General features: G+C 65.1%; 22 protein-coding genes, 1 tRNA gene and 1 pseudogene. 15 read left to right on the plus strand and 9 right to left on the minus strand.

The genetic code is table 11. From position 1 onward, the window contains the following. Positions 1–69: 69 nt before the first annotated feature. The gene (locus QA642_RS22040; RefSeq protein WP_283086486.1) at positions 70–1,314 is read left to right on the plus strand and encodes an amidase; all 1,245 of its coding nucleotides are present in this window, start codon (positions 70–72) and stop codon (positions 1,312–1,314) included. Here the strand turns inward: QA642_RS22040 and QA642_RS22045 are convergent. From QA642_RS22045 to QA642_RS22060, 4 genes are all read right to left on the minus strand, one after another. After that, entirely contained in the window at positions 1,306–2,496 is a 1,191-nt protein-coding gene (locus QA642_RS22045) for a patatin-like phospholipase family protein (RefSeq protein WP_283086487.1), read from the minus strand. The genes QA642_RS22040 and QA642_RS22045 overlap by 9 nt on opposite strands. 311 nt (positions 2,497–2,807) lie before the next feature. Beyond that, positions 2,808–3,404, minus strand: coding sequence for a glycerol-3-phosphate 1-O-acyltransferase PlsY (gene plsY / locus QA642_RS22050; protein ID WP_027559631.1), 597 nt, complete (start codon positions 3,402–3,404; stop codon positions 2,808–2,810). Between the two features lie 62 nt (positions 3,405–3,466). Continuing rightward, positions 3,467–4,768, minus strand: coding sequence for a dihydroorotase (locus tag QA642_RS22055; protein ID WP_283086947.1), 1,302 nt, complete (start codon positions 4,766–4,768; stop codon positions 3,467–3,469). A 5-nt stretch (positions 4,769–4,773) separates the two neighbouring features. Beyond that, positions 4,774–5,721, minus strand: coding sequence for an aspartate carbamoyltransferase catalytic subunit (locus QA642_RS22060; RefSeq protein WP_283086488.1), 948 nt, complete (start codon positions 5,719–5,721; stop codon positions 4,774–4,776). A gap of 237 nt (positions 5,722–5,958) precedes the next feature. Here QA642_RS22060 and QA642_RS22065 point away from each other — a divergent pair, with 237 nt between their 5' ends. From QA642_RS22065 to QA642_RS22075, 3 genes are all read left to right on the plus strand, one after another. After that, positions 5,959–6,669: a M15 family metallopeptidase gene (locus QA642_RS22065; protein ID WP_283086489.1), complete on the plus strand. Its 711-nt coding sequence runs from the start codon at positions 5,959–5,961 to the stop codon at positions 6,667–6,669. 20 nt (positions 6,670–6,689) lie between these two features. Continuing rightward, on the plus strand, positions 6,690–8,333 hold the full coding sequence (locus QA642_RS22070) for an acyl-CoA dehydrogenase family protein (protein ID WP_283086490.1): 1,644 nt from the start codon (positions 6,690–6,692) through the stop codon (positions 8,331–8,333). Positions 8,334–8,478: 145 nt separating this feature from the next. Beyond that, positions 8,479–9,243, plus strand: coding sequence for a type II CAAX endopeptidase family protein (locus QA642_RS22075; RefSeq protein WP_283086491.1), 765 nt, complete (start codon positions 8,479–8,481; stop codon positions 9,241–9,243). Between the two features lie 138 nt (positions 9,244–9,381). Here the strand turns inward: QA642_RS22075 and QA642_RS22080 are convergent, their stop codons facing one another. Then, the gene (locus QA642_RS22080; protein WP_283086492.1) at positions 9,382–10,305 is read right to left on the minus strand and encodes an AEC family transporter; all 924 of its coding nucleotides are present in this window, start codon (positions 10,303–10,305) and stop codon (positions 9,382–9,384) included. Between the two features lie 4 nt (positions 10,306–10,309). Then, positions 10,310–10,795, minus strand: a complete 486-nt coding sequence (gene ruvX, locus QA642_RS22085) for a Holliday junction resolvase RuvX (protein WP_283086493.1) — start codon at positions 10,793–10,795, stop codon at positions 10,310–10,312. Between the two features lie 47 nt (positions 10,796–10,842). Here ruvX and QA642_RS22090 point away from each other — a divergent pair. Further along, a pseudogene (locus QA642_RS22090) lies at positions 10,843–11,056 on the plus strand (hypothetical protein). An 80-nt stretch (positions 11,057–11,136) separates the two neighbouring features. On the opposite strand, the gene QA642_RS22095 reads toward QA642_RS22090, so the two are convergent. After that, positions 11,137–12,072 carry a cyclase family protein gene (locus tag QA642_RS22095; protein ID WP_283086494.1) on the minus strand — a complete coding sequence of 312 codons (936 nt, stop codon included), beginning with the start codon at positions 12,070–12,072 and terminating at the stop codon, positions 11,137–11,139. Between the two features lie 200 nt (positions 12,073–12,272). Beyond that, on the minus strand, positions 12,273–13,163 hold the full coding sequence (locus QA642_RS22100; protein ID WP_283086495.1) for a LysR family transcriptional regulator: 891 nt from the start codon (positions 13,161–13,163) through the stop codon (positions 12,273–12,275). A 53-nt stretch (positions 13,164–13,216) separates the two neighbouring features. Between QA642_RS22100 and QA642_RS22105 the strand changes: the two genes are divergently transcribed. The 10 genes from QA642_RS22105 (at position 13,217) to QA642_RS22150 (ending at position 22,841) form a co-directional block, all read left to right on the plus strand. After that, complete coding sequence (locus QA642_RS22105) at positions 13,217–14,287, plus strand: nitronate monooxygenase (protein ID WP_283086496.1); 1,071 nt, start codon at positions 13,217–13,219, stop codon at positions 14,285–14,287. A gap of 141 nt (positions 14,288–14,428) precedes the next feature. After that, the gene (locus QA642_RS22110; protein ID WP_283086497.1) at positions 14,429–15,505 is read left to right on the plus strand and encodes a nitronate monooxygenase family protein; all 1,077 of its coding nucleotides are present in this window, start codon (positions 14,429–14,431) and stop codon (positions 15,503–15,505) included. A 79-nt stretch (positions 15,506–15,584) separates the two neighbouring features. After that, a complete protein-coding gene (gene gatC / locus QA642_RS22115; RefSeq protein ID WP_283086498.1) occupies positions 15,585–15,872 on the plus strand; it encodes an Asp-tRNA(Asn)/Glu-tRNA(Gln) amidotransferase subunit GatC in 288 nt (95 codons plus the stop codon). A 21-nt stretch (positions 15,873–15,893) separates the two neighbouring features. Next, the gene (locus QA642_RS22120; RefSeq protein ID WP_025036737.1) at positions 15,894–16,118 is read left to right on the plus strand and encodes a hypothetical protein; all 225 of its coding nucleotides are present in this window, start codon (positions 15,894–15,896) and stop codon (positions 16,116–16,118) included. Continuing rightward, positions 16,115–17,590 carry an Asp-tRNA(Asn)/Glu-tRNA(Gln) amidotransferase subunit GatA gene (gene gatA, locus QA642_RS22125; protein WP_283086499.1) on the plus strand — a complete coding sequence of 492 codons (1,476 nt, stop codon included), beginning with the start codon at positions 16,115–16,117 and terminating at the stop codon, positions 17,588–17,590. Before QA642_RS22120 ends, gatA begins: the two co-directional genes overlap by 4 nt. Beyond that, positions 17,581–17,883 carry a hypothetical protein gene (locus QA642_RS22130; protein WP_283086500.1) on the plus strand — a complete coding sequence of 101 codons (303 nt, stop codon included), beginning with the start codon at positions 17,581–17,583 and terminating at the stop codon, positions 17,881–17,883. The genes gatA and QA642_RS22130 overlap by 10 nt, the downstream gene beginning before the upstream one ends. Then, positions 17,880–19,358: an Asp-tRNA(Asn)/Glu-tRNA(Gln) amidotransferase subunit GatB gene (gene gatB, locus QA642_RS22135; protein ID WP_283086501.1), complete on the plus strand. Its 1,479-nt coding sequence runs from the start codon at positions 17,880–17,882 to the stop codon at positions 19,356–19,358. The genes QA642_RS22130 and gatB overlap by 4 nt, the downstream gene beginning before the upstream one ends. Before the next feature lie 1,509 nt (positions 19,359–20,867). Further along, complete coding sequence (locus tag QA642_RS22140; RefSeq protein ID WP_212483257.1) at positions 20,868–21,134, plus strand: hypothetical protein; 267 nt, start codon at positions 20,868–20,870, stop codon at positions 21,132–21,134. A 96-nt stretch (positions 21,135–21,230) separates the two neighbouring features. After that, the gene (locus QA642_RS22145; RefSeq protein WP_283086502.1) at positions 21,231–21,452 is read left to right on the plus strand and encodes a hypothetical protein; all 222 of its coding nucleotides are present in this window, start codon (positions 21,231–21,233) and stop codon (positions 21,450–21,452) included. A 204-nt stretch (positions 21,453–21,656) separates the two neighbouring features. Then, positions 21,657–22,841, plus strand: a complete 1,185-nt coding sequence (locus QA642_RS22150; RefSeq protein WP_283084418.1) for an IS481 family transposase — start codon at positions 21,657–21,659, stop codon at positions 22,839–22,841. A gap of 45 nt (positions 22,842–22,886) precedes the next feature. Here the strand turns inward: QA642_RS22150 and QA642_RS22155 are convergent. Continuing rightward, positions 22,887–22,979: transfer RNA gene (locus tag QA642_RS22155), tRNA-Ser, on the minus strand. Positions 22,980–23,785 lie beyond the last annotated feature (806 nt).

Below are 23,785 nucleotides of genomic sequence, written 5' to 3' on the forward strand. Positions count from 1 at the left end.
CAACAGCGACGTGCGCTTGCGCGACCTTGCCCCGATGCTAAAAGCGATCCCAATAAGAAGGATTTTGCCATGATCTCACTCGCCGACCTCCAGCGCCGCATCGAAGCGGCGGAGCTTTCGCCCGATGCCGCCATCGCCCAGTCGCTTGCAGCGATCGAGAGCAAGGAGAAGGATGTCCGCGCCTTCGTCCGCTACGACAAGGGTGCCAAGGCGCAAGCCGCCGGCCCGCTGCGCGGCATTGCGGTCGGGATCAAGGACATCATCGACACCGCCAATTTTCCGACCGAGATGGGCTCGGAGATCTATCGCGGCTGGCAGCCGCGCAGCGATGCGCCCGTGGTGATGATGCTGAAGCGGGCAGGTGCCACCATCATCGGCAAGACCACGACGACCGCGTTTGCCTCGCGCGATCCGACGCCGACGCTCAACCCGCATAATCTCGGCCATTCGCCGGGCGGCTCGTCCTCGGGCTCGGCGGCGGCCGTCGGCGCCGGCATGATCCCGCTGGCGCTGGGCACCCAGACCGGCGGCTCGGTGATCCGGCCCGCGGCCTATTGCGGGACGGCCGCGATCAAGCCGTCGTTCCGGATGCTGCCGACGGTCGGCGTGAAGTGCTATTCGTGGGCGCTCGACACGGTCGGCCTGTTCGGTGCGCGCGCGGAGGATCTCGCGCGCGGACTGCTCGCCATGACGGGGCGCATCGAGTTCTCAGATATCGCGCCGGCGAAGTCGCCGCGCATCGGGGTGGTCAGGCAGGAGTTCGCGGGCGCGGTCGAGCCGGCTGCGGAAGAGGGGCTGCAGGCCGCCATCAAGGCGGCGGAGAAGGCCGGCGCCAGCGTGCAGGTCATCGATCTGCCTGAAGCGGTGCAGGAGGCCTGGCGCATCCATCCGGTGATCCAGGAGTTCGAGGCGCATCGCGCGCTCGCCTGGGAGTTTTCCGAGCGTCACGACGAGATCGCGCCGATGCTGCGCGCCAGCCTTGATGCGTCGGTCGGGCTGACGCCGAAGGACTATGACGAGGCACGGCGGATCAGTCGCCGCGGCCGCCGCGAGCTCGGCGAATTGTTCGAGGGCGTCGATGTGCTGCTGACCTATTCGGCGCCGGGCACGCCGCCGGCCAAGGAGCTCGCGACCACGGGCGATCCCCGCTACAACCGGCTCTGGACGCTGATGGGCAATCCTTGCGTCAACGTGCCGGTGCTGAAGGCGGGTGGCCTGCCGATCGGCGTGCAGGTGATCGCGCGCTTCGGCAATGATCCGGGCGCACTTGCCGCGGCGTGGTTCCTGGAGAACGCGCTGGCGAAATCAGGCTAGCGCAGGTTCTGCGACGGAAAGGGCGCGTTGGGCCGCTGCGGCTGCGTCCTGTCCGAGCCAGCGCTCGGCGGCTTCGCGGCCGCTCCGGTGCAGCGTGCGGATGAAGCCGCGACCGAGATCGGTGGATGAGCGCTGCGCGAGGCCCTCAACGGAGTCCTCGGCCGCGATCCGGGAGAGCCGCAGCGCAGGCGCTGCGTGCGATTGCGCCCATGCGATCGCAGCGATCTCGGCATTGAGCGCAGCGTTGGCGGCGATCTGGTCGAGCCGGCGGTCGATCGCGGCGAGCGTGATCGGCACATAGCTGTCGCGCGCCGGCGTGACCTGGATGAGCAGGAGGTCTGCGGTTGCAGATTCCTGCACCAGCCGCACCAGCGGCGGGTTGCCGCCAAAACCGCCGTCCCAATAGGCCTCGCCGTCGATCTCGACGGCACAATGAACCAGGGGCGGGCAGGTCGAGGCCAGCGCGACGTCGGCGGTGATTGCCTCGTTGCGGAAGACCTGCTGCTGACCGTCGCGGATCCGAGTCGCTGCGATCAGCAGCTTTGGGCAGGCCGCATCGCGCAAAACGGCAAAATTGATGTCGCGGGACAGCGCCTGCCGCAGCGGATCGAGGTCGAACGGGTCGAACTGCCCGGAGCGCAGCGTCGGGCCGAACGCGACCGAGCTTCCCGCCGGCGAGAAGCCGCCGAGCAGCATCAGCGAGCGGAACGAGGCCTCGTGCATCAGGCGGACCCAGAACCGGTTCAGCCGCGACCGGGCGCCTTCGCGTCCGCCTTCTGCAAGACCGGAGGCGAGGAGGAGCGCGTTGATGGCGCCGGCACTGGCGCCGCTGATGGTGTCGAATGCGATGGACGGCTCTTCCAAGAGCCGCTCCAGCACGCCCCAGGTGAAGGCGGCGAAAGTGCCGCCGCCCTGGAGCGCCAGCGAGAGTTTTCGCGGCGGCCATTGGGCGGCGCGGACCTGATCGCGCACGACGGGTGCGGCCGCGGTCATGACTTCGACCGGAGCGACGGCTTTCGCGACGGGAGCAGGCGGCGGTGGTGGAGGGACAGGTGCGGGCACAGGAGGCGGCAAGGGCGCATCGGACCAGATATTGGTCATCGAGAGCAGCCGGCTTGCCGCGGTGCTGGAAGCACCTTGCAAACCGCCACCGTCATGCGTGCCGACAATCTTCTCGCTCATTCTGAGCAACCGCGTAACGCCATCTTCTCTGTCAGGATGACAGGCATGGAACTCGTTCGCCACTCCGGCCGCGAGCAGCTTCGGAGTTGCGAACAGAATTTGGCATATAATGCGGAGGTGGTGCGGCGCTATCCGTACTTTTTCCGGACTTGGATTTCTCTTGACGCGTTTTCTTGACGCGAACCGGTATCCACTTCGCTCGAAAACGCTCTAAAGCGCGATGAGATCAGGATGAATCGTCATCGCGCTTTAGGTTGTTGTTTGAGCATGATCTTTTCGGAAAACCGCTGCGCACTTTTCCGGATCATGCTTTAGGCCTTCTCGCCGATCCGGCTTTCCTTGCCGGCTTGCAACCGCTTGATGTTCTCGCGGTGCGCGTAGAACAGCAGCAAGGTCAGCACCGCGAACAGCGAGGCAAGTGCCAGGTGGCCGAACCACCACAGGAATATCGGCGTGATGAAGGATGCCACCAGGGCCGAGAGCGAGGAGTAGCGGGTGGTGAAGGCGGTTGCGAGCCAGAGCAGGCAGAACACCAGTGCGGCCGGCCAGAACAGGCCGAGCAGGATGCCGATATAGACGGCGACACCCTTGCCGCCCTTAAACTTGAGCCAGACCGGGAAGAGATGGCCGAGGAAGGCGCCGAGCCCGGCCACCATCGCGGCGTTGGGCCCTGCGATGTAGCCGGCGATCACGACCGCCACGGTGCCCTTGAGCGCGTCGAACAGCAGGGTGCCCGCGGCAAGGCTCTTGCGTCCCGTGCGCAGCACGTTGGTGGCGCCGATGCTGCCGGAGCCGATCGAGCGGATATCCTGCGTGCCGGCGAGCCTGGTCAGGATCAGTCCGAACGGAATCGAGCCGAGGAGGTAGCCGATGACGAAAGCCACCGGCAGGAAGGCTTCAAGCCCCATGGCTGCATCTCCAAAGGCCGCATCCGCATGTCGAACCGAGGCGCCACGCATGATCCTGCTCGTCAGACATGTTCGTACACCGTCCGTCCGCCGACAATGGTGCGCACCACGCGGCCTGTAAAGCGGGCCTCGTCGAACGGGGTGTTCTTGCAGGGCGATTTGAGATCGGCGGGATCGACGATCCAGGGCGTATCGGGATCGATCACGATGACGTCGGCCGGGGCGCCCGTGCGGAGGGTTCCGCCTGGCAGGCCAAGCAGCTCGGCCGGCCGGGTCGACATCGCCCGGATCAGCGTCGCCAGTTCCATCTCGCCATTGTGCACGAGCCTAAGACCTGCGGGCAGCATGGTTTCGAGGCCCACGGCGCCGGGAGCGGCTTCCGCGAACGGCAGGCGCTTGACCTCGACGTCCTGCGGATTGTGGTCGGACATGATGACGTCGAGGAGGCCGGAGGCCATCGCCTCCACCAGCGCGCGGCGGTCGTCCTCGGTGCGCAGCGGCGGCGACAGTTTCAGGAAGGAGCGGTAGGGGCCGATGTCGTTCTCGTTCAGTGCGAGATGGTTGATCGAGACCGAGGCGCTGACGGCGAGCCCGGCGTCGCGGGCGCGCTTGAGGATCTCAAGCGAGTCGATGCAGGTCAGCGCGGCCGCATGGTAGCGGCCGCCGGTGAGCGCGACGAGGCGCATGTCGCGCTCCAGCATCACCGCTTCGGCGGCCTTCGGGATGCCCATCAGACCGAGGCGGGAGGCGAACTCGCCCTCGTTCATGACGCCTTCGCCGACGAGATCAGGGTCCTCGGTGTGGTGCACGATCAGCGCGTCGAAATCCCGCGCGTAGGTCAGCGCGCGGCGCATCACCTGCGCATTGGTCACGCTCCTGTCGCCGTCGCTGAAGGCGACCGCGCCGGCGGCCTTGAGCAGGCCGAACTCGGTCATCTCCTCGCCGCGCATGCCCTTGGTCAGCGCAGCCATCGGCTGGATGTTGACGATCGCGGTGTCGCGGGCGCGGCGCATCACGAAGTCGACGGTGGCCGAATTGTCGATCACCGGCGAGGTGTCGGGCTGGCAGATGATGGTGGTGATGCCGCCGGTCGCCGCGGCCTGGCTTGCGGACGCAAAAGTCTCGCGGTGGCTGAAGCCGGGCTCGCCGACGAAGGCGCGCATGTCGATCAGGCCGGGCGCGACGATCTTGCCGGAGCAATTGACGATGTCGGTGCCCTCGGGGACGCCGGCCGCGCCAATGCCGCGGCGGGTCTCGCGGATGGTGCCGTCGGCGATGAGGACGTCGCCGACGCCGTCGAAATCGCGGCTGGGGTCGACGACGCGGGCGTTGGCGAGCAGGACGGGGCGGCGGTCGGTCAGCATCGGCATCACGCGTTCGGCAGGTTGCGGGCGAGTGCTTCCAGCACCGCCATGCGTACGGCGACGCCCATCTCGACCTGTTCACGGATCAGGGACTGCGCGCCGTCGGCAACCGCGGTGTCGATCTCGACGCCGCGGTTCATGGGACCTGGATGCATCACGAGCGCGTCGGGCTTGGCGTAGGCCAGCTTCTTCTGGTCGAGCCCAAAATAGTGGAAATATTCGGACGTCGACGGCACGAAGGAGCCGTTCATGCGCTCGCGCTGGAGCCGCAGCATCATCACGATGTCGGCGCCGTTGAGACCCTCGCGCATGTCGCGCGCGACCTCGACGCCCATCCGTTCGATGCCGGGCGGCAAGAGCGTGGAGGGGCCGACGACGCGGACGCGGGCGCCCATGGCGTTGAGCAGGATGATGTTGGAGCGGGCGACGCGCGAATGCAGCACGTCGCCGCAGATGGCGATGACGAGGCCCTCGATCCGGCCCTTGTTGCGGCGGATGGTGAGCGCGTCGAGCAGCGCCTGGGTCGGATGCTCGTGCGCGCCGTCGCCGGCATTGATCACGGAACCGTCGACCTTGCGCGCCAGCAGTTCCACCGCGCCGGAGGCGTGATGGCGCACCACCAGGATATCCGGGTGCATCGCGTTCAGCGTCATCGCGGTGTCGACCAGCGTCTCGCCCTTCTTGATGGACGAGGAGGACACCGACATGTTCATGACGTCGGCGCCGAGCCGCTTGCCCGCGAGCTCGAACGAGGACTGGGTTCGGGTGGAGGCCTCGAAGAAGAGGTTTACTTGCGTCCGTCCACGCAGGACGGTGCGCTTCTTGTCAACCTGGCGGTTGAGCTCGACATATTCTTCGGACAGGTCGAGCAGGCCGGTGATGTCGGCCGCGGAAAGGCCCTCGATGCCCAGCAAATGCCGGTGGCCGAGGACGAAGGTCGATTTCGATGTCATTAAAAGCAGAGCTATAGGCGGGGATTGGGGGGTGGGCAAGGGCCAATCGGTGGGATGGGAGTTATCCCCTGATCTGTCGGTCGCACGCGCTCCGTCATGCCCGGGCTTGTCCCGGGCATCCACGATCTTCTATCGCATTTGACGCAAAAGGACGTGGATGGCCGGGATAAACCCGGCCATGACGATGTGGGGCATTCCGTGAAAACAATTCTGACAGCGCTATTGGCAACAGTCACAATGGGTGCAGCTCACGCCCAATCGCTCCCCGGCGGCTTCGTCTATCTGCGCGACGTCGACCCCAGCATCATCCAGGACATCCGCTACGCCACTTCCAACAATTTCGTCGGCCGTCCGCTTGCCGGCTATGGCGCCGGCGAATGCGTGGTGAAGCGCGAGGTCGGGCTGCGGCTGAAGGCGGTTCAGGCGGAGCTGGCGGCGCAAAACCTGTCGCTGAAAATGTTCGACTGCTACCGGCCGGCGCGGGCCTCGCTCGCCATGGTCAAGTGGTCGCAGAACGGACATGAGACGGCCGCCGAGCGGCGCTACAATCCGAAGATCCCGAAGAGCGAGCTGTTCCGGCTCGGTTACATCGCAAGCCGCTCGCAGCATTCCACCGGCGCCGCGCTCGACCTCACTTTGGTCGATCTCAAGGCCGACAATTCCGCAAAAATCGATCCGTCGAAGACCTATGCCGAATGCACGGCGCCGGTCGCGGCGCGGCTGCCGGAGGGCAGCGTCGACATGGGCACCGGCTATGACTGCACCGACACGAAAGGCCATACCGCGGCACCGTTGATTACGGCCGAGCAGCGCGCCTGGCGCAAGCGGCTGGTGGCTGCGATGGCGAGGCAAGGCTTTGTGAACTATTCGAAGGAGTGGTGGCATTTTTCCCTGCCGGGGGCGGGCGGGGCGGCCTATGATTTCCCGATCCAGCCGCGGCGGAACTGATTCCGCGCCGAGGAAACGTGATGACCCAGCCCAGCTTCGCGACCCACGAGGTCTTCAACCAGTCGCCGCCGTTCGAGGACGTCGATCTGTTCGCGGTCGACCGGCCGCTGGTGGAAGCCGTGAAGGCCAATGGCGGCGCTGTGGCGGAACGGGAGCTGTCCGAGTTCGGCAAGCATTGGGGCTCGGCGGCGATGGCCGATCGCGGGCGCGTGGCGAACGAGAACACGCCGAAGCTGCGGACCTTCGATGCGAAGGGTAATCGGCGCGACCAGGTCGAGTTTCATCCTGTTTATCACGAGCTGATGGCGCACAGTGCGCATGCCGGCGTGCACAATTCGACGTGGACGGGCGACGGCAAGCCCGCAGGCGATGCCGCCGAGGTCATCCGCGCGGCTAAATTCTACATGGCCGCGCAAGTGGAGACTGGCCATCTCTGCCCGATCACGATGACGCGCGCCTCCGTCGCGGCGCTGGCGATGCAGCCGGATCTGCTCGCCCGCGTGATGCCGGTGCTGTCGACCAAGAGCTATGATCCGAGCTTCGCGCCGTGGTGGGAGAAGCGCGGCATGACGCTCGGCATGGGCATGACCGAGAAGCAGGGCGGCACCGACGTGCGCGCCAACATGACGCGCGCGGTGCGCGACGGCGACGCCTATCGCATCACCGGCCACAAATGGTTCATGTCGGCGCCGATGTGCGATGCGTTCCTGGTGCTGGCGCAGGCAGATAGCGGGCTGACCTGTTTCTTCATGCCGCGCTTTGCGCCGGATGGCTCGGTCAACGCGATCCAGTTTCAGCGGCTGAAGGACAAGCTCGGCAACCGCTCCAATGCGTCGTCGGAGGTCGAGTTCGTCGGTGCTTATGCGGAAGCCGTCGGCGAGGAGGGCAAGGGCATCCGCACCATCATCCAGATGGTGCAGCTGACGCGGCAGGATTGCGCAATCGCGTCCGTCGGCCTGATGCGCTCGGGGCTCGCACATGCGCTGCATCACGCCCGTCACCGCAGCGTGTTCCAGAAGCATCTGGCCGACCAGCCGCTGATGCAGGCCGTGCTCTCGGACATGGCGCTGCATGTCGAGGCGAGCACGGCGCTGGTGATGCGGCTCTGCCGCGCCTTCGACCGCACGCCGGACGATGCGGCGGAGGCCGCCTACATGCGGCTGCTGACGCCCGCGATCAAATACTGGACCTGCAAGAGCGCGCCGAGCTTCCTCTACGAGGCGATGGAATGCCTCGGCGGCAACGGCTATGTCGAGGACGGCATCTTGGCGCGGCATTACCGGGAGTCGCCGGTCAACGCGATCTGGGAAGGTTCCGGCAACGTGATGTGTCTCGACGTGCTCCGCGCGCTCTCGCGCGAGCCGGAGGCGGCCATGGCGGTGCTGCAATCGCTCGCCGCCGAGACGAAGGGGCTGCCCGGGGCAGCCGAGGCGGCCACCTTCATCGGCAAGACGTTCCGCCGCGCCGACGGCGAGCGCGTTGCGCGGCTCGCGGTCGAGAAGCTGGCGCTGCTCGCCGCGGCCGCCGCCCTCAACGGCGTCTCGCCGCGCCACGCCGAACTCTTCGCCGCCACGCGTCTCGCCGCCAATCACGCCAGCATGTACGGCGCGGTCGAGCTGGACGGCGGCGACGTCCGCGCGCTGCTGGAGCGGGCACTGCCGTGAGCGGGCACGGTTTCCCCACAACGTCATGGCTGGGCCTGACCCGGCCATCCACGTCTTGCTGCGCGGCACGAAGACGTGGATGCCCGGGACAGGCCCGGGCATGACGATCTCTCGATAGCTTGCGCTACCCAACGAAAGCCCTCCGATGGACTCTCTCAATCCCGACCATCCGCCGCTGATCGAGACGCCAGCGCCGCCGCGCGTCTGGAAGTTCTGGGGCACGGCGCTGTGGGGCATCCTCATCTTCGTCGCAATGTTCGTCGGGCAGATCGGCGCCATCGTTCTGCTGGTGGTGCTGCGTGGCCTGCCGATGGATCTCGCCTCGCTCCAGTCGATCGGTCACGAGCCCCAGGCGCTGGCGCTTTCGGTGATCATGGGGCTGCCGGCGACGCTGGCGGCGGTGTGGCTTGCCATCCGCATCAAGAAGGCGTCGTTCACCGACTACATCGCGCTCTATTGGCCGTCCTGGAGGCAGCTGCTGTTCGGCGCGGTCGGTCTCGTCCTGATCGTGCTGGCCTGGGAGGTCGTGTCGCGATCGCTCGGCCGCGAGGCGACGCCGGGCTTCATGACCGATCTGTTGAAATCCGGCCGCGACAAGGGCGCGGCGCTCATGTTGCTGATCGCCTTCAGCGTGGCGGCGCCGATGTCGGAGGAAGTGCTGGCGCGCGGCTTCCTCTTCCGCGGCTGGTCGGCGAGCTTCCTGCGCGTATCAGGCGCGATCATCCTGTCGTCGCTGGTGTGGACGATCGTCCACCTGCAATACGACATCTATTTCCTCGCCGAGGTCTTCACCATCGGCCTGTGGTTCGGCTACATGCGCTATCGCGCGAATTCGCTCTGGCTCACGATCATCCTGCACGCACTGAACAATCTGACCGCGGTGGTGCTGACGATGTGGCTGGGGAACTGAGGCGGTTGCTCCACGTTCCGTCATTGCGAGCGAAGCGAAGCAATCCAGACTACCTCCGCGGTGACGGTCTGGATTGCTTCGTCGCAAGGGCTCCTCGCAATGACGATGGCGAGAGAGGTGCGCTCGCAATGACAAGCGCTAGGCCACCAGCGCGATCGTGACCGGCATCGTGATCGCCGCCAAGATCGTCTGCAGCGTGATGATCTGGGCCAGGAGCGGCGCATCGCCGCCCATCTGGCGGGCCAGCACATAGGCGCTGGGCGAGGTCGGCACCGCCGCGCAGATGGCGACGATGGCGAGGCTGTTGCCGGAAAGGCCGAACCAGGCTGCGAGCACCAGCGCAAGCACGGGCATCAGCACCAGCTTGAATGCCACGCCGATGGTCGCGCCCATGCTCGGGCGGAGCAGGCCCTTGAGCTGGAGGCCCGCGCCGGTGACGAGCAGGCCGATCGCGAGCGAGGAGCGGCCGAGCGCATCGGCGACCTCGTGCCAGATCTTCGGCAGCGGCAGGTGGATGACGTTGATGACGAGGCCGATGACGCAGGCCCAGATCAGGGGATTGCGGATCACCGTCATGACGATCGCGCGCGCGGACTGCTTTTCCGGCGCGGCGTAATGCGCGAGCACGGCGACGCTGAACACGTTGACCAGCGGAATGATCGCGACCATCGCCACCGACGCCAGCGCCAGCCCGACATCGCCGAACATGTTGGCGGAGACCGAGAGCGCGACATAGGTCTGCCAGCGCGTTGCGCCCTGGAAGATCGAGGTGAAGGCGGGGCCGTCAATGTCGAGCCGCAACAGGGCCGGGCGGAGCGCGAGGCACAACAGCGACATCGCGAGCGCGGACAGCAGCAGCGCGCCGCCGACGCCGGCGACCGGCACCTTGGAGAGATCCGCTCTTACCAGCGTCTGGATCAGCAGCATCGGAAACAGCACGAAATAGGTCAGCCGCTCCAGCCCGTGCCATTGGGTGTCGAGCCGCATCAGCGTGCGTTTCAGCACGACGCCCAGCACGATGAGGATGAAGACCGGCAGCAGCGCCGCGATCACGACGGCCATGGGATCAGCCGGGTCCGCTGCGCAGGTTTGCGAGGCGGTCGAGCGCGCCTTGCAGGATGAAGATCGCGGCGTGCTCGTCGATCACCTCGGCTCGCTTGGCGCGGCTGACGTCCATGCCGATCAGCTCGCGCTCCACTGCCGCGGTCGAGAGGCGCTCGTCCCAGAGGCCGATAGGAAGGGCGGTCAGGCCGGCGAGATTGCGGGCGAAGGCGCGGGTCGATTGCGCGCGCGGGCCCTCGCTGCCGTCCATGTTGATGGGCAGGCCGAGCACGAAGCCGGCCGCCTTGCGCTCGGCCGCGATCGCGAGCAGCCGGGCGGCGTCCTGCTTGAACTGCTTGCGCTGGATGGTCTCGACGCCGGTCGCCAGCCGCCGGTCCGGATCGGACACGGCAACGCCGATGGTCTTGGTGCCCAAGTCGAGCCCGACCAGCGCACCGCGTTCGGGCCAGTGGGTTGCAGCATCGATGAGAGGCAGGATAAGAGCCGGCATGGCTTTAGCGCATATCACGCGCGATGCTTCCGAGTGAACCCTCGACGATGGACGCACTGACACTATTCGGCCTGTTTGCCGTGACGGCGATGCGTCTGCTATGCCCTGGAGGATCGCAGCCACTGGTTCGTGCTGCTGTTCGCCGCCTCCTGCGCGCTCGGCTCGGCCTACGGCTTCCTCCAGGGTGCCTGGCCGTTCGGCCTGGTCGAGGCGATCTGGGCCGTTGTCGCGCTGCGGCGCTGGAATCTCAGGCCACGATGACGGAGGGATCGGGCGAGGGCGCCTGCCGGGCGGCAGGCGGATCCTCGCCCGGGTCTTGGATCAGAGCATCGCGATCGAGATCAGCGGATCGCGATCGGGTTGATCATCGCCTGCACGCCGCCGGTCCAGCGCGGCTGGCCCAGCACGAACAGGAATTCATAGCCCTTGTCCCGCGCGAGCGCCGCGGTGTCCATGTTCTCGAGGATGTAGGTTCCGTTCATCGCGAGCAGGATCTGGTGCACCTCGAACACGTTCTTGGACTCGAACGGCAGCACCTCCAGCGCCCAGGTGTCGGCGCCGATGGCGACGACGCCCTTGCCGGTGAGGTACTTCGCGCCTTCGACGCCGAGACCTGGCTCGCCCGCCGAGTAGCGCTTGTCGTCCTTGCCGATCAGGCTGAGCCAGCCGGTGTGGAAGATGACGACGTCGCCCTGGCGGATCTCGACGTTCTGCTGCTTGGCGGCTTCCTCGATCTCCTTGACGTTGAAGGCGGTGCCTTCCTTCACCACGTCGGTCTTGAAGTAGGCGGCCATGTCGAGCAGCACGCCGCGGGTGACCATCGGCGGCACCTTCTCGATGCCGAGCTTCTTCAAGCCGGTCGGATCGGCGAAATCGGCGAGCTTGTTGCCGTTGTAGTAGACATGCTCGACGCCGAGATGGCCGAGACCGTCGAGCTGGCTGCCGATGCCGACCCACGTATCGAGGATGTCGTCATTGTAGGTCGCCTTGTTGGGACCGAGGCCCGGGCTGCCGGCCTGTCCCGGCTGCACGATGGTGAGCTTGAAGGTGCGCGGCGGATAGGCGGGCGTCTGCGACGTGACGGGGATGCCTAGGGCGTAGGTCTTGCCGGTCTTCACCAGCGATGCCGCCTTCACCACGAGCTCAGGCGTCATGTAGTTGGCGGCGCCGATCTCGTCGTTCGGCCCCCATTTCGATTTGGTCCCGTCCTGAGCGCTTGCAGTCCCTGATATCGCCGACAACGCGACGACGCAGCACAACACGAGCGTATTGCGCATCGATAGTCCTCCCAGTGTTTCTTGCCGATGTTTGGCTTCGTTTTTGGTTTCGCGCTGGCCAGTCACTCATCCTAACGTAGAACGATCGCGCGCTTCAAAGCTTTTCGATGTGCTGCGCTGCGGCGGCTGAACGCAGCGCGCATTGATTCAAACGCGATGGATTTGTGACGAATTTCGTCGCGTGGAACGCTCGCGCGGCGTCAGGCCGCGATGACGTCGTCGTCCGACTTCAGGCAGGCGATGAAACCTTGAAGCGCGCTGTATTGATGTCCGGCGCGGCGCTGGATGAAGAGCGTCTCGACTCGTGCATGCGCGGCACCCAGCGCGTGGATCGACACGCTGCCGTTCATCGCGCTGCGCTCGACGACCGCCCGCGGCAACAGCGTCACGCCCATGTCGGCGGCGACACAGCCGATCATGCCGTCGAGCGTGCCGAGCTCGAAGCGTGTGGCCGATGGCCAGCCGAACTCGACGAACACCTGCTCGAGCCGCTGGCGGTAGGTGCAGCCGGTGCGGAACACCAGCGCGGTCGGCCCGGACTCCGGCGTGCCGGCGCGCAGTTCGGCAAGCGAGGCCCAGCGCCGGGCGCTGACCAGCACCAGCTCTTCGCGAAACGCGCTGGTCGCGGTGAGGTCGGCATGTGCGATGGGGCCTGCGACGAAGGCGCCGTCGAGCGCTCCTTCGAGCACGCCGGCGACCAGGTCGGCCGTGGTCGCGGTGCGCAGGGAGAGACGCACGGCGGGAAAGCGGCGGTGGAAATCGGCGAGCAGCGGCGGCAATCGCACGGCTGCCGTCGTCTCCATCGAGCCGATCGCCAGCGGCCCCTTCGGCTCGCCGTCGTCGCGCGCGGCGAGCAGGGCTTCGCGCGAGAGCGCCGCCATCCGTTGGGCATAGGGCAGCAGGCGCTTGCCGGCGCCGGTCAGTGTCATGCCGCGGCTGTGGCGCTCGAACAGCGGCGTGCCGATCTCCGCCTCGAGCGCCTTCACGCGCTGGGTGACGTTGGACTGCACGGTGTTCAGCTCCTCCGCGGCACGGGTGATGCCGCCGGCGCGGGCGACCGCGGCGAAGGTCTGGATGTCGCTGAGTTCCATGGCGCCGTTTCGCTTTCGAGATGGCTACGTTCGTAACAATTCATTTTTCGAGAATGCTAGTCGGCCCTAGTCTTGCTGTCCAGATCGGAGGAAGCGCCGTGCCAATGACGACCTCGCTGACCACGTTGCTGGAGATCAGGCATCCCATCCTGCTGGCGCCGATGGACATCGTCGCCGGCAGTCGTCTGGTGACGGCCGTGAGCCGTGCCGGCGGTTTCGGCATTCTCGGCGGCGGCTATGGCGAGCGGACGTGGCTGGAGCAGGAGACGGCGAAGCTCGCCGAACTGCGTGCGCCGTTCGGCATCGGCTTCATCACCTGGAGTCTCGCCAGGCGGCCGGAGCTTCTCGATATCGCGCTTGCCGCAAAGCCGTCCGCGATCATGCTGTCGTTCGGCGATCCCGCTCCGTTCGCGCGCAGGATCAAGTCATCAGGCGCGCACCTGATCTGTCAGGTGCAGGACGAAGCGATGGCGCGGCAAGCGCTCGATGCCGGCGCCGACATCCTGATCGCACAGGGGACGGAGGCCGGCGGTCACGGCGCCTCCCGCACCACCGTCGATCTCGTGCCCGCAATCGTCGATCTCGCTGCGGGCCGCGTGCCCGTGGTCGCGGCCGGTGGCATCGCCGACGGGCGCGGGCTCGCCGCGATGATGATGCTGGGGGCAAGCGGCGTGCTGCTCGGCACACGCTTCTATGCCAGCCGCGAGGCCGATGGCGCCGAGGAAGCCAAGCGGCGCATTTGCGCGGCGAACAGCGGTTCGACGGTGCGCGGTATCATCTTCGATCTCTCCCGCAACAATGTCTGGCCGGCGCCTTTCACGGGAAGGTGTCTGGTCAACGATCACGCCAGGCGCTGGATCGGGCGCGAGGTCGAGCTGATGCAGAATGTCGCCGCAGTCGCGGCGGACTATGCTGCGGCGAAAGCCGCCGGCAATTTCGACGTCGCGGCCGTGATCGCGGGCGAGGCGGTCGGCCTGATCCATGATATTCCCCCAGCGGCCGAGATCGTCGAACGGATTGTGGTGGAGGCGGGGCAGCTGCTTGCTGGGCGGCGCAACTCCGTTGCTTCTTTCCCTTCTCCCCTTGTGGGAGAAGGTGGCGCGGATGCAATCCGCGCCGGATGAGGGGTTCTATCCGCGGAGAACAAAGTCAAATCTGAGAGGTCTGTCTCCGCGGATGCAAACCCCTCACCCGTCTCGCCGCTCCGCGGCGATCCACCCTCTCCCACAAGGGGAGAGGGGAAGAGCGAATACGAGGCATGAACCATGTGGCCTGACCGTCGACTGATCGACCTCTTCAAGACCGAATTCCCGATCGTGCTGGCGCCGATGGCGGGCGTGATGGATGCGGAGCTGGTGATTGCCGTGGGACAAGGCGGCGGGCTGGGGTCGCTGCCTTGCGCGATGATCTCGGCGGAGAAGATCCGCGAGCAGCTCAACATCATTCGCCAGCGCGTGACGGCGCCGGTCAATGTGAACTTCTTCTGCCACACGCCGGTCGAGCTTACGGCCGAGGCCGAGGCGCGCTGGAAGCGGCGCCTGGCGAGCTATTACACGGAGCATGGTCTCGATCCGGCGGCTCCGGTCAACGCTGCAAACCGGGCGCCATTCGATGCGGCGGCGTGCGCGGTGGTGGAAGAGCTGAAGCCCGAGGTCGTAAGCTTTCATTTCGGCCTGCCGGAGCAGGCGCTGCTCGATCGTATCAGGGCGGCCGGCTGCCTCGTGATCGCCTCGGCGACCACCGTGAAGGAAGCCGTCTGGCTCGAGCAGCGCGGCGTCAACGCCGTGATTGCGCAAGGCGCCGAGGCCGGCGGTCATCGCGGCATGTTTTTGACCGACAAGATCGCCGAGCAGCCCGGGCTGTTCGCGCTGCTGCCGCAGATCGTCGACGCCGTGAAGGTGCCGGTCATCGCGGCGGGCGGCATCGGCGACGGACGTGGCATCGCGGCAGCGTTCGCACTGGGCGCATCTGGCGTGCAAATCGGCACCGCTTACCTGCGCTGTCCGGAATCCACGCACACGGCTGCGGGACGCGCCGCGCTCGCGGAGGGACGTGACGATTCCACCGTCATCACCAACGTCATGACCGGGCGTCCGGCGCGCGGAGTCCAGAACCGTGTGATGCGCGAGGTCGGCCCGATTTCGCCCGATGCCCCGCCATTTCCCCACGCCGCAACGGCCTTGGCGCCGCTGAAAGCGGCTGCCGATAAGCAGGGGAAGGTCGACTTCACCAACCTCTGGGCGGGGCAGGCGGTTGCGATGGGACGGGAGCTTCCCGCGGCCGAATTGACCCGGGATCTCGCCAAATCGGCCTTGGCTCGCCTGAAAGCGCTGGCTGGATAGGGCGCCAGGGCCGGTTGCGGCGCAAAAGCGGCCTCTGCTATACGGCAGACCTGATTTCTGCCGTTCGAGGCCTTATATAATGTCAGTCGACGCCACTACCGTCCGCCGCATCGCGCATCTGGCGCGCATTGCCGTCGGGGACGACGAGGTTCCGCACTTGCAGGGTGAGCTCAACGCGATGCTCGCCTTTGTCGAGCAGCTCTCGGAGGTCAATGTCGAGGGCGTGGAGCCCATGACCTCGGTCACCCCGATGCAGATGAAGAAGCGTCAAGACGTGGTCAATGACGGCGAGATCGCCGACGATATCGTCGCCAATGCGCCTGCGACCGAAGGTCACTTCTTCCTGGTGCCCAAGGTTGTCGAGTAATTCAATTCGGGACGTGGTCCGATGTGCCTGCTTTGCGACGACGAGAAGGCCTATCAGGCCTACATGAACTATCTCGACAAGATGGAGCGGCAGGGCAAGGCTGCCGATCCCAATGTCGCCGTCAATGCCGTGCTCGACGAGATCGAGGCCGCCGCGAAAGCGGCAGCCAAGAAAAACGTCATGCAAGACGACCCGGCCAACGACAAGACCCTGTCTCCGTTCTTCTGCAGCCCGATCAATAAATGACCGATTTGACATCGCTGACGCTCGCCGAAGCCCGCAAGGGTCTCACGGCCAAGACTTTCACGTCGCTCGAACTGACCGACGCGCATCTGAGCGCGATCGAAGCCGCGCGCGTGCTCAACGCCTTCGTGATGGAGACGCCGGACCAGGCGCGCAGCATGGCGCGCGAGGCGGACAGCAAGATCGCCAAGGGTGATGCAGGTCCGCTCGCGGGCATCCCGCTCGGCATCAAGGACCTGTTCGCGACCAAGGGCGTGCGCACCACGGCGTGCTCAAAGATCCTCGGCAATTTCGTGCCGACCTATGAGTCCACCGTCACCTCGCAGCTCTGGCGCGATGGCGCCGTGATGCTCGGCAAGCTCAACAATGACGAGTTCGCGATGGGCTCGGCGAACGAGACCTCGTGCTTCGGTCCGGTCGGCAATCCATGGCGGCACGAGGGAAGCAACACGACGCTGGTGCCGGGCGGCTCGTCCGGCGGCTCGGCCTCGGCCGTTGCGGCGCTGCTCTGCATGGGCGCGACCGCGACCGACACCGGCGGCTCGATCCGCCAGCCGGCGGCGTTCACCGCGACCGTCGGCATCAAGCCGACCTATGGCCGTTGCTCGCGCTGGGGCATCGTCGCCTTTGCCTCCTCGCTCGACCAGGCAGGTCCGATCGCGCGCACAACGCGCGATGCCGCGATGCTGCTGCGCTCGATGGCCGGCCACGATCCGAAGGACACGACCTCGGTCGACATCCCGGTGCCGGACTACGAGGCCGCGATCGGCAAGTCCGTGAAGGGCATGAAGATCGGCATCCCCAGGGAGTATCGTCTCGACGGCATGCCGGCCGAGATCGAGAAACTTTGGGAAGAGGGCGCGGCGTGGCTGAAGGCCGCGGGCGCCGAGCTCGTCGAGATATCGCTGCCGCACACCAAATACGCGCTGCCGGCCTATTACATCGTGGCCCCCGCGGAGGCATCCTCCAACCTCGCGCGCTATGACGGCGTCCGCTACGGCCTGCGCGAGCAGGGTAAGAACATCATCGAGCTCTACGAGAACACCCGCGCCGAAGGTTTTGGCGCGGAGGTACGCCGCCGCGTCATGATCGGCACCTATGTGCTCTCCGCCGGCTATTACGACGCCTATTATCTGCGCGCCCAGAAAGTGCGCACGCTGATCAAGAAGGATTTTGAGGATTGCTTCGCGAGGGGCGTCGACGCGATCCTGACGCCGGCGACGCCGTCGGCCGCCTTCGGCATCGGCGAGAAAGGCGGTGCCGATCCCGTCGAGATGTATCTCAACGACATCTTCACCGTGACCGTGAACATGGCGGGCCTGCCCGGCATCGCCGTGCCCGCCGGCAAGGACTCGCAGGGTCTGCCGCTCGGGCTGCAGCTGATCGGCCGTCCATTCGACGAGGAGACGCTGTTCTCGCTCGGCGAGGTGATCGAGCAGGCCGCCGGCCGCTTCACGCCCGCGAGGTGGTGGTGAATGTCGCGGCATTCATCGCGAGCGTCGACGGCGCGGCGCCCGCGCCTGACCTGAGCGCGCCGCTCGCAGGTCTCTGGTGGGCCGCCAAGGGCAACTGGGACCAGGCGCACAAGATCGTTCAGGACGACAGCGGCCGCGACGCCGCCTGGGTGCATGCATACTTGCACCGGGTCGAAGGCGATCTCGGCAATGCCGGCTACTGGTACCGTCAGGCCGGTAAGCCGGCGGCAAAGGATTCATTGGAAGCGGAGTGGCAGCGGATCGCTGCCACGCTGCTCGGGAGCACGACATGAGCACGGCCACGCACAAGATTCTCAAAGGCGCCACCGGCGATTGGGAGATGGTCATCGGCATGGAGATCCATGCCCAGGTGACCTCGAACGCGAAGCTGTTCTCGGGCGCGTCCACCGCGTTCGGCGGCGAGCCGAACAGCCACGTGTCGCTGGTCGACGCCGCGATGCCGGGCATGCTGCCCGTCATCAACGAGGAATGCGTCAAGCAGGCTGTCCGGACCGGGCTTGGTCTCAACGCAAAGATCAATCTGCGTTCGGTGTTCGACCGCAAGAACTATTTCTATCCTGACCTGCCGCAGGGCTACCAGATCAGCCAGTACAAGTCGCCTGTCGTGGGCGAGGGCGAGGTGCTGGTCGAGCTCGAAGGCGGCCGCAGCGTCTCGATCGGCATCGAGCGCCTGCACCTGGAGCAGGATCCCGGCAAAATGCTGCACGACCAGTCGCCGTCGCTGTCCTTCATCGATTTCAACCGCTGCGGCGTGGCGCTGATGGAGATTGTCTCAAAGCCGGACATCCGCGACGCCGAGCAGGCCAAGGCCTATGTGACCAAGCTGCGCTCAATCATGCGCTATCTCGGCACCTGTGACGGTGACATGGAGAAGGGAAGCCTGCGCGCCGATGTGAACGTTTCCGTGCGTAAGCCTGGCGGACCGCTCGGCACCCGTTGCGAAATCAAGAACATGAACTCGATCGCCTTTATCGGCCAGGCGATCGAATATGAAGCGAGGCGACAGATCGAGATCATCGAGGACGGTGGGCAGATCGAGCAGGAGACGCGTCGGTTCGACCCCAACAAGGGCGAGACGCGCTCGATGCGCTCGAAGGAAGAGGCGCACGACTATCGCTACTTTCCCGATCCGGATTTGCTGCCGCTGGAGTTCTCGCAGGCCTTCGTCGACGAGCTGAAAGCGAAGCTGCCGGAGTTGCCGGACCAGAAGAAGACGCGCTTCGTCGCGGACTTCGGCCTGTCGGCCTATGACGCGAGCGTGCTGGTCGCCGAGCGCGAGAGCGCGGTCTTCTACGAGACCGTGCTCGATAAGCTCGCCAACCGCGCCCGCGACGGCAAGATGGCGGCGAACTGGGTGATCAACGAGCTGTTCGGCCGTCTCAACAAGGAAGGCCGGGATATTGCGGGCGCTCCGGTCAACGCCGAACAGCTTGCGGCCATCATCGACCTGATCGGCGAGGGCACGATCTCGGGCAAGATCGCCAAGGATCTGTTCGAGATCGTCTGGCAGGAGGGCGGCGATCCCCGCGCGCTGGTCGAAAGCCGCGGCATGAAGCAGGTGACGGATCTTTCGGCGATCGAAAAGGTTGTCGACGACATCATCGCGGCCAATCCCGACAAGGCGGCGCAGGTCAAGGACAAGCCGCAGTCGCTCGGCTGGTTCGTCGGCCAGGTGATGAAGGCGTCCGGCGGCAAGGCCAACCCGCAGAGCGTCAACGACCTGCTCAAGTCCAAGCTCGGCGTCTAGCCTCACGCGTTCGAACGAGGTGACGACATGCGTCGTCGCCTCGCTTCACCTTGCGATGCACGCTCGCGCGCGTCGTCGACGGCAATCGTCATCCGCTCAAGGGCGCGCAGCGCCACCGAATCGCGGCCCGCGCGATTCGCGCGAAACGGCGACTTGCAGACGCTCTGACGAGCGCTTCCGCCGTTAAGCATGAAAATAATTTCGTTGCCAAAATTCGCGACTCAGAGTCCGCGACTCTGCCCCGCGACGCGATCGCGCGCGTTGCAGCGCGCGTCATCGCGTCGATCACGCATGATGTGCATGCGCAGAATATTACTTGCTGCATAGGGTTTTCTTGCAATCGCTGTGCTCGTCGACGTCGATACTGCGCGAAGCATTTGCAATCGCGGACGCGTGTCGCCGCGTGTCGGCAAATCAGGCGCGGCTGGCGCACGCGCGCTGCGTCGTCAACACTTCCTTAAGTGAGAAGATGTTTTTTTCGTCGTGTTGGTGTATTCGGGGTGAGTGCATTCGATCCCCGAATGCGCGCAGCGATTAAAGCCATCTCACACATCGGAGGGCAACATGGCCAAGAAAGCGAAGAAGGCGAAGAAGGCGAAGAGCGCAGTGAAGAAGACTGCGAAGAAGACCCGCAAGGTCGCGAAGAAGAAGAAGTAACTTCGCTTCTGAAGTTGCCGGCTCCTGAAGCCGGCACGTCATCAGCGCCTCCCAGAGGTTCTGGTCGACGATAGAGGGTGTCGGCGAGACATCAGGTCAACGGTCGGATCGTTCTCTTTGACGGTCCGGCAGAAGAAACGAGTTTTCTTCGTTCGGTGCGGTTCTCTTTCCAAAGGGCTCCGCAATTTCACAAACGGCCTTTGGCCAACGTGAAATCTGGTCCTGACGTGTTCGCCGACGCCCTCGTTCTCCCTGAGGCCGGGGTATTGCCGGCATTCCCTTTTCCGACATTGCTGATCTGACCGCGACGTCGTCGCGCCGCCTTGGCTGTACCGTTTCGAGACGGGACAGGGCTGCGGCGAACTGTCGTTGGCTGCGACGGCCGTTGCCTGGGCGCTGTGCAAAGCCGTTTACGATCCATTCTCCCGTTTCGATCGTTGCGCGAGGCGGCATGATGTCCGCGGGTGGGGCCGCACGAGGCGGCCACTTGCGCTTTGCCGACGATCCGCTTCCCAAAATTGCAGCCGCAGAAGACGCGCCAGTGTGCGCGATGGTTATCGATGTCCCAAAATGCTGGGGTAAACGGAATCTAACGAATCTCAGAAGTGCCTGCAAAACGAAGACTTCTTGCATTCGTCGCGCGGATGCCGCGCGCTCGCGTTTACGTCTGCTTCATTGCGATACTTAAACTGCCATTCAAATTTGCCCGCCATCATCGCCTTCAACAAGCCGGCAAACGGCATTGGGGATGAGTTGAACAGTGCATGATCCCGGGAAGGGGCATGCACATCAGAGTTGGACGGGAGCCGCGCTCGGGGGAACGAGGCGGCACAAGAAAAAAGGGGATGCGTTATGTTTCAGGGTACTTTCGATCTCGAGACGGCGACGCCGATCGATGCGAGCGCGCTGTCGGACGTGCTGTTCGAGCGCGGGATCTACTGGGCGAGCGGCCGCTCCGGCCTCGTCGATCTCGTCGCCGCGCACAAATGGTTCAATCTCGCCGCGCTGAAGGGCCGCAAGGACGCCGTGGCGCTGCGCCAGGAAGTCGCGGGCCAGATGTCGGATGCCGAGATCGCTGCCGCCCAGCGCGATGCGAGGGCGTGGGTTTCGGCTCACTGAACCCGAGCATCGCATCCGGCCCCGTGTTTTCACCGGGTGATTTGGTTGCGCTGAATCAAGCCCAGCATCGTGCCTCCGCTTCAGAACCCGCGCGGCATGAGCAACCCCGACAAGAATGACTCCGTCCCGGGTCACTGGCTGCCGATTCAGATAGCGCCCGACGATTGCGATCTGGAACTCGGACGGCCGCACAAGACCGGCATTTTGCCGCTCACCTTTCCCTGTCGGCGCAGGGCTGGCGTCTGGTTCAATGTCTGGACCGGCGAGGCGGTGCTGATCTCGCCCTCGCATTGGCGGATCTGGCGATCCCGCACCTAGGTGTGGGCGCACATATATAAGAGAGCGCGAATCGGCTGAACTCAGCCGCGCTCATCCTTGCGCCAGGCTTTCGCGCCGGGGGCACGAGCGCATTCAGGTGAAAGAACAGAGTCGGGCTGATTCTTGAGCGACCCGAGAGATAGGTAACGGTCCGTACCGGACACATGGGTTACACTTTCCGCTTTTGTTCTGCGGGAGGTGTGGATGCCGTGGAAAGCGAGTTCGGTGATGGAAGAGCGCCTTCGCTTTGTCGCCCGTCTGCTGGACGGGGAGGCCATGACGGACGTCTGCCGGGAGTTCGGCATATCACGCAAGACCGGCTACAAGATTTTCGATCGCTACAAGGAACAGGGGTTGGCGGCCCTGAGCGATCGCTCGCGGCGGCCGGTGCACTATGCCAATCAGCTCCCGGAGCAAGTCGAGGGCCTGATCGTCCGCCTCAAAGCCGAGAAGCCGCACTGGGGCGCGCGCAAGATCCGTGAATTGCTGGTCCGGCGGCTCGACGGCGATGTCAGGCTTCCCGCCAAAAGCACCATTCATGCGGTGCTCGATCGCCATGGTTTGGTCAAACGCGGCGGCGTGCCGCGCCACCGCGCGCGCGGCACGCCGCTGTCCGCGGGCGCTGTACCCAATGATCTGTGGTGCACCGACTTCAAAGGCGAGTTCAAGCTCGGCAATGGCCGCTACTGCTATCCACTGACCGTCACGGACCATGCCTCGCGCTTCCTGTTGCTGTGCGACGCGCTCGATTCCACCCGCGAGGAGCCGGCCATTGCCGCCTTCGAGCGGCTGTTTCGCGAGCGCGGGCTGCCGCTGGCCATCCGCTCCGACAACGGCGTGCCCTTCGCCAGCCCCAACGCCTTGTTCAATCTCTCAAAGCTCTCGGTGTGGTGGCTGCGGCTCGGGATTGCGATCGAGCGCATCAAGCCGGGCCATCCGCAGCAGAACGGACGCCACGAGCGCATGCACCTCACCCTCAAGAAGGAAACCACTCGGCCGCCGGGCGCCAATAGCTTGCAGCAGCAGGAGCGCTTCGACGCGTTCCTCCGCGAGTTCAACGCCGAGCGTCCCCACGAGGCCCTCGACATGAACTGCCCTGCCGAGCGCTACCTGGCCTCAACGCGCTGCTATGCCGGCCTGCCGGAACTGACCTATCCGTTCCACGATCACGAGCTACTCGTCACCGCCTGCGGACGGCTTTGCCTGCATCGCAAGCGGATCAATCTCTCCACCGTGCTGGCCGGACAAAAGCTCGGCATCAAGGAGGTCGACGACGGCATTTGGCTCGTCAGCTTCATGCACTATGATTTGGGATATTTCGACCTGGAGCAGAAAACCCTGCAACCCCTCGACAACCCGTTCGGCACGAGGTTGTCACCCATCTCTTAGGTACGATCCGTGACCTATGTCTCCGGGCCGGACACATCTGTTGGATGGCGGAGAGGGAGGGATTCGAACCCTCGATACAGCTTGAGACCGTATGACGCTTTAGCAAAGCGTTGCCTTCAGCCACTCGGCCACCTCTCCGGTGCGAGCCTTATGCATCTAATTGCTTGGGCTGGTCAATTTGGAAGCGCGTGTTTTCGTTCGAATATTCCCAGCGATCTTCGGGACGTGAGCGGAATTTCGCGAGAGCCGGGCGCGGAGCTGAGCCCTCTGGCTTCCGCCGCAAGGATCGTTGCCTGCACGAAGGCCGCCTTTTCTCGAACAAGCGGCTGAACTTCTTGCCGAATCCAGCGTGGTCGCGCACGGGAGAGGGCGGCTTCCACCGGTCTCGATCCGAATAATCCCCGCTATTCATTCCCCGCTATTCATAAAGGGTGCTTGCAGCAGCGCGGCGGGCCCGACCGTGACTGTGCCTGCAGAGCAACAGCGTCGCGAAGGGGGGCCGTGGCTTCTCCTTGAGTCTCCTCTCGATTCCACGATTCGAGTGCGTCAAAGCCGTTTCGGGCCGGACTCTCGCCTCGCCTGCCTCATGTGCGGAATTTTGAGGGCAAATGGAACCTTCTCGAAAACGATAGCATAAACAATGTGTTGCGAGGGGCGCTTCGATCACATCTGCGTGTTATTTGTGCAACACCCGTCGGAAAACAGGTTTCATATGCCCGTTACGAGGCGTTCTCTTGTTGTGTGTGCAAGGACGTTCGGTAATTGTGACCACGCGACGTAGGGGGGCATCCCGAGGTCGTCCCGTTTAGGTCATTCGCTTAAGTCCCTCGCGTTCATGCGGGTGTGTCCGAAGGCGCGAAGGAACCGAAAGCGGTGATTTAGAGGGGTTTGGGGCATTGGCCGTCCGGTCAGTGACCTCCCCTGAAGAGCAACTTGGAGGTTTA

It is taken from the genome of Bradyrhizobium sp. CB2312 (assembly GCF_029714425.1).
Lineage (GTDB): Bacteria > Pseudomonadota > Alphaproteobacteria > Rhizobiales > Xanthobacteraceae > Bradyrhizobium.

Coding starts and splice junctions, on each gene's coding strand:
- QA642_RS22075 (WP_283086491.1), top strand. CDS start 8,479: ATGGACTCTCTCAATCCCGACCATCCGCCGCTGATCGAGACGCCAGCG.
- QA642_RS22140 (WP_212483257.1), top strand. CDS start 20,868: ATGTTTCAGGGTACTTTCGATCTCGAGACGGCGACGCCGATCGATGCG.
- QA642_RS22045 (WP_283086487.1), bottom strand. CDS start 2,496: ATGAGCGAGAAGATTGTCGGCACGCATGACGGTGGCGGTTTGCAAGGT.
- QA642_RS22095 (WP_283086494.1), bottom strand. CDS start 12,072: ATGCGCAATACGCTCGTGTTGTGCTGCGTCGTCGCGTTGTCGGCGATA.
- QA642_RS22120 (WP_025036737.1), top strand. CDS start 15,894: ATGTGCCTGCTTTGCGACGACGAGAAGGCCTATCAGGCCTACATGAAC.
- gatB (WP_283086501.1), top strand. CDS start 17,880: ATGAGCACGGCCACGCACAAGATTCTCAAAGGCGCCACCGGCGATTGG.
- QA642_RS22060 (WP_283086488.1), bottom strand. CDS start 5,721: ATGACATCGAAATCGACCTTCGTCCTCGGCCACCGGCATTTGCTGGGC.
- QA642_RS22145 (WP_283086502.1), top strand. CDS start 21,231: ATGAGCAACCCCGACAAGAATGACTCCGTCCCGGGTCACTGGCTGCCG.
- QA642_RS22055 (WP_283086947.1), bottom strand. CDS start 4,768: ATGCTGACCGACCGCCGCCCCGTCCTGCTCGCCAACGCCCGCGTCGTC.
- QA642_RS22070 (WP_283086490.1), top strand. CDS start 6,690: ATGACCCAGCCCAGCTTCGCGACCCACGAGGTCTTCAACCAGTCGCCG.
- QA642_RS22105 (WP_283086496.1), top strand. CDS start 13,217: ATGCTAGTCGGCCCTAGTCTTGCTGTCCAGATCGGAGGAAGCGCCGTG.
- QA642_RS22065 (WP_283086489.1), top strand. CDS start 5,959: ATGGGTGCAGCTCACGCCCAATCGCTCCCCGGCGGCTTCGTCTATCTG.
- gatC (WP_283086498.1), top strand. CDS start 15,585: ATGTCAGTCGACGCCACTACCGTCCGCCGCATCGCGCATCTGGCGCGC.
- QA642_RS22080 (WP_283086492.1), bottom strand. CDS start 10,305: ATGGCCGTCGTGATCGCGGCGCTGCTGCCGGTCTTCATCCTCATCGTG.
- QA642_RS22150 (WP_283084418.1), top strand. CDS start 21,657: ATGCCGTGGAAAGCGAGTTCGGTGATGGAAGAGCGCCTTCGCTTTGTC.
- QA642_RS22110 (WP_283086497.1), top strand. CDS start 14,429: ATGTGGCCTGACCGTCGACTGATCGACCTCTTCAAGACCGAATTCCCG.
- ruvX (WP_283086493.1), bottom strand. CDS start 10,795: ATGCCGGCTCTTATCCTGCCTCTCATCGATGCTGCAACCCACTGGCCC.
- QA642_RS22040 (WP_283086486.1), top strand. CDS start 70: ATGATCTCACTCGCCGACCTCCAGCGCCGCATCGAAGCGGCGGAGCTT.
- plsY (WP_027559631.1), bottom strand. CDS start 3,404: ATGGGGCTTGAAGCCTTCCTGCCGGTGGCTTTCGTCATCGGCTACCTC.
- gatA (WP_283086499.1), top strand. CDS start 16,115: ATGACCGATTTGACATCGCTGACGCTCGCCGAAGCCCGCAAGGGTCTC.
- QA642_RS22100 (WP_283086495.1), bottom strand. CDS start 13,163: ATGGAACTCAGCGACATCCAGACCTTCGCCGCGGTCGCCCGCGCCGGC.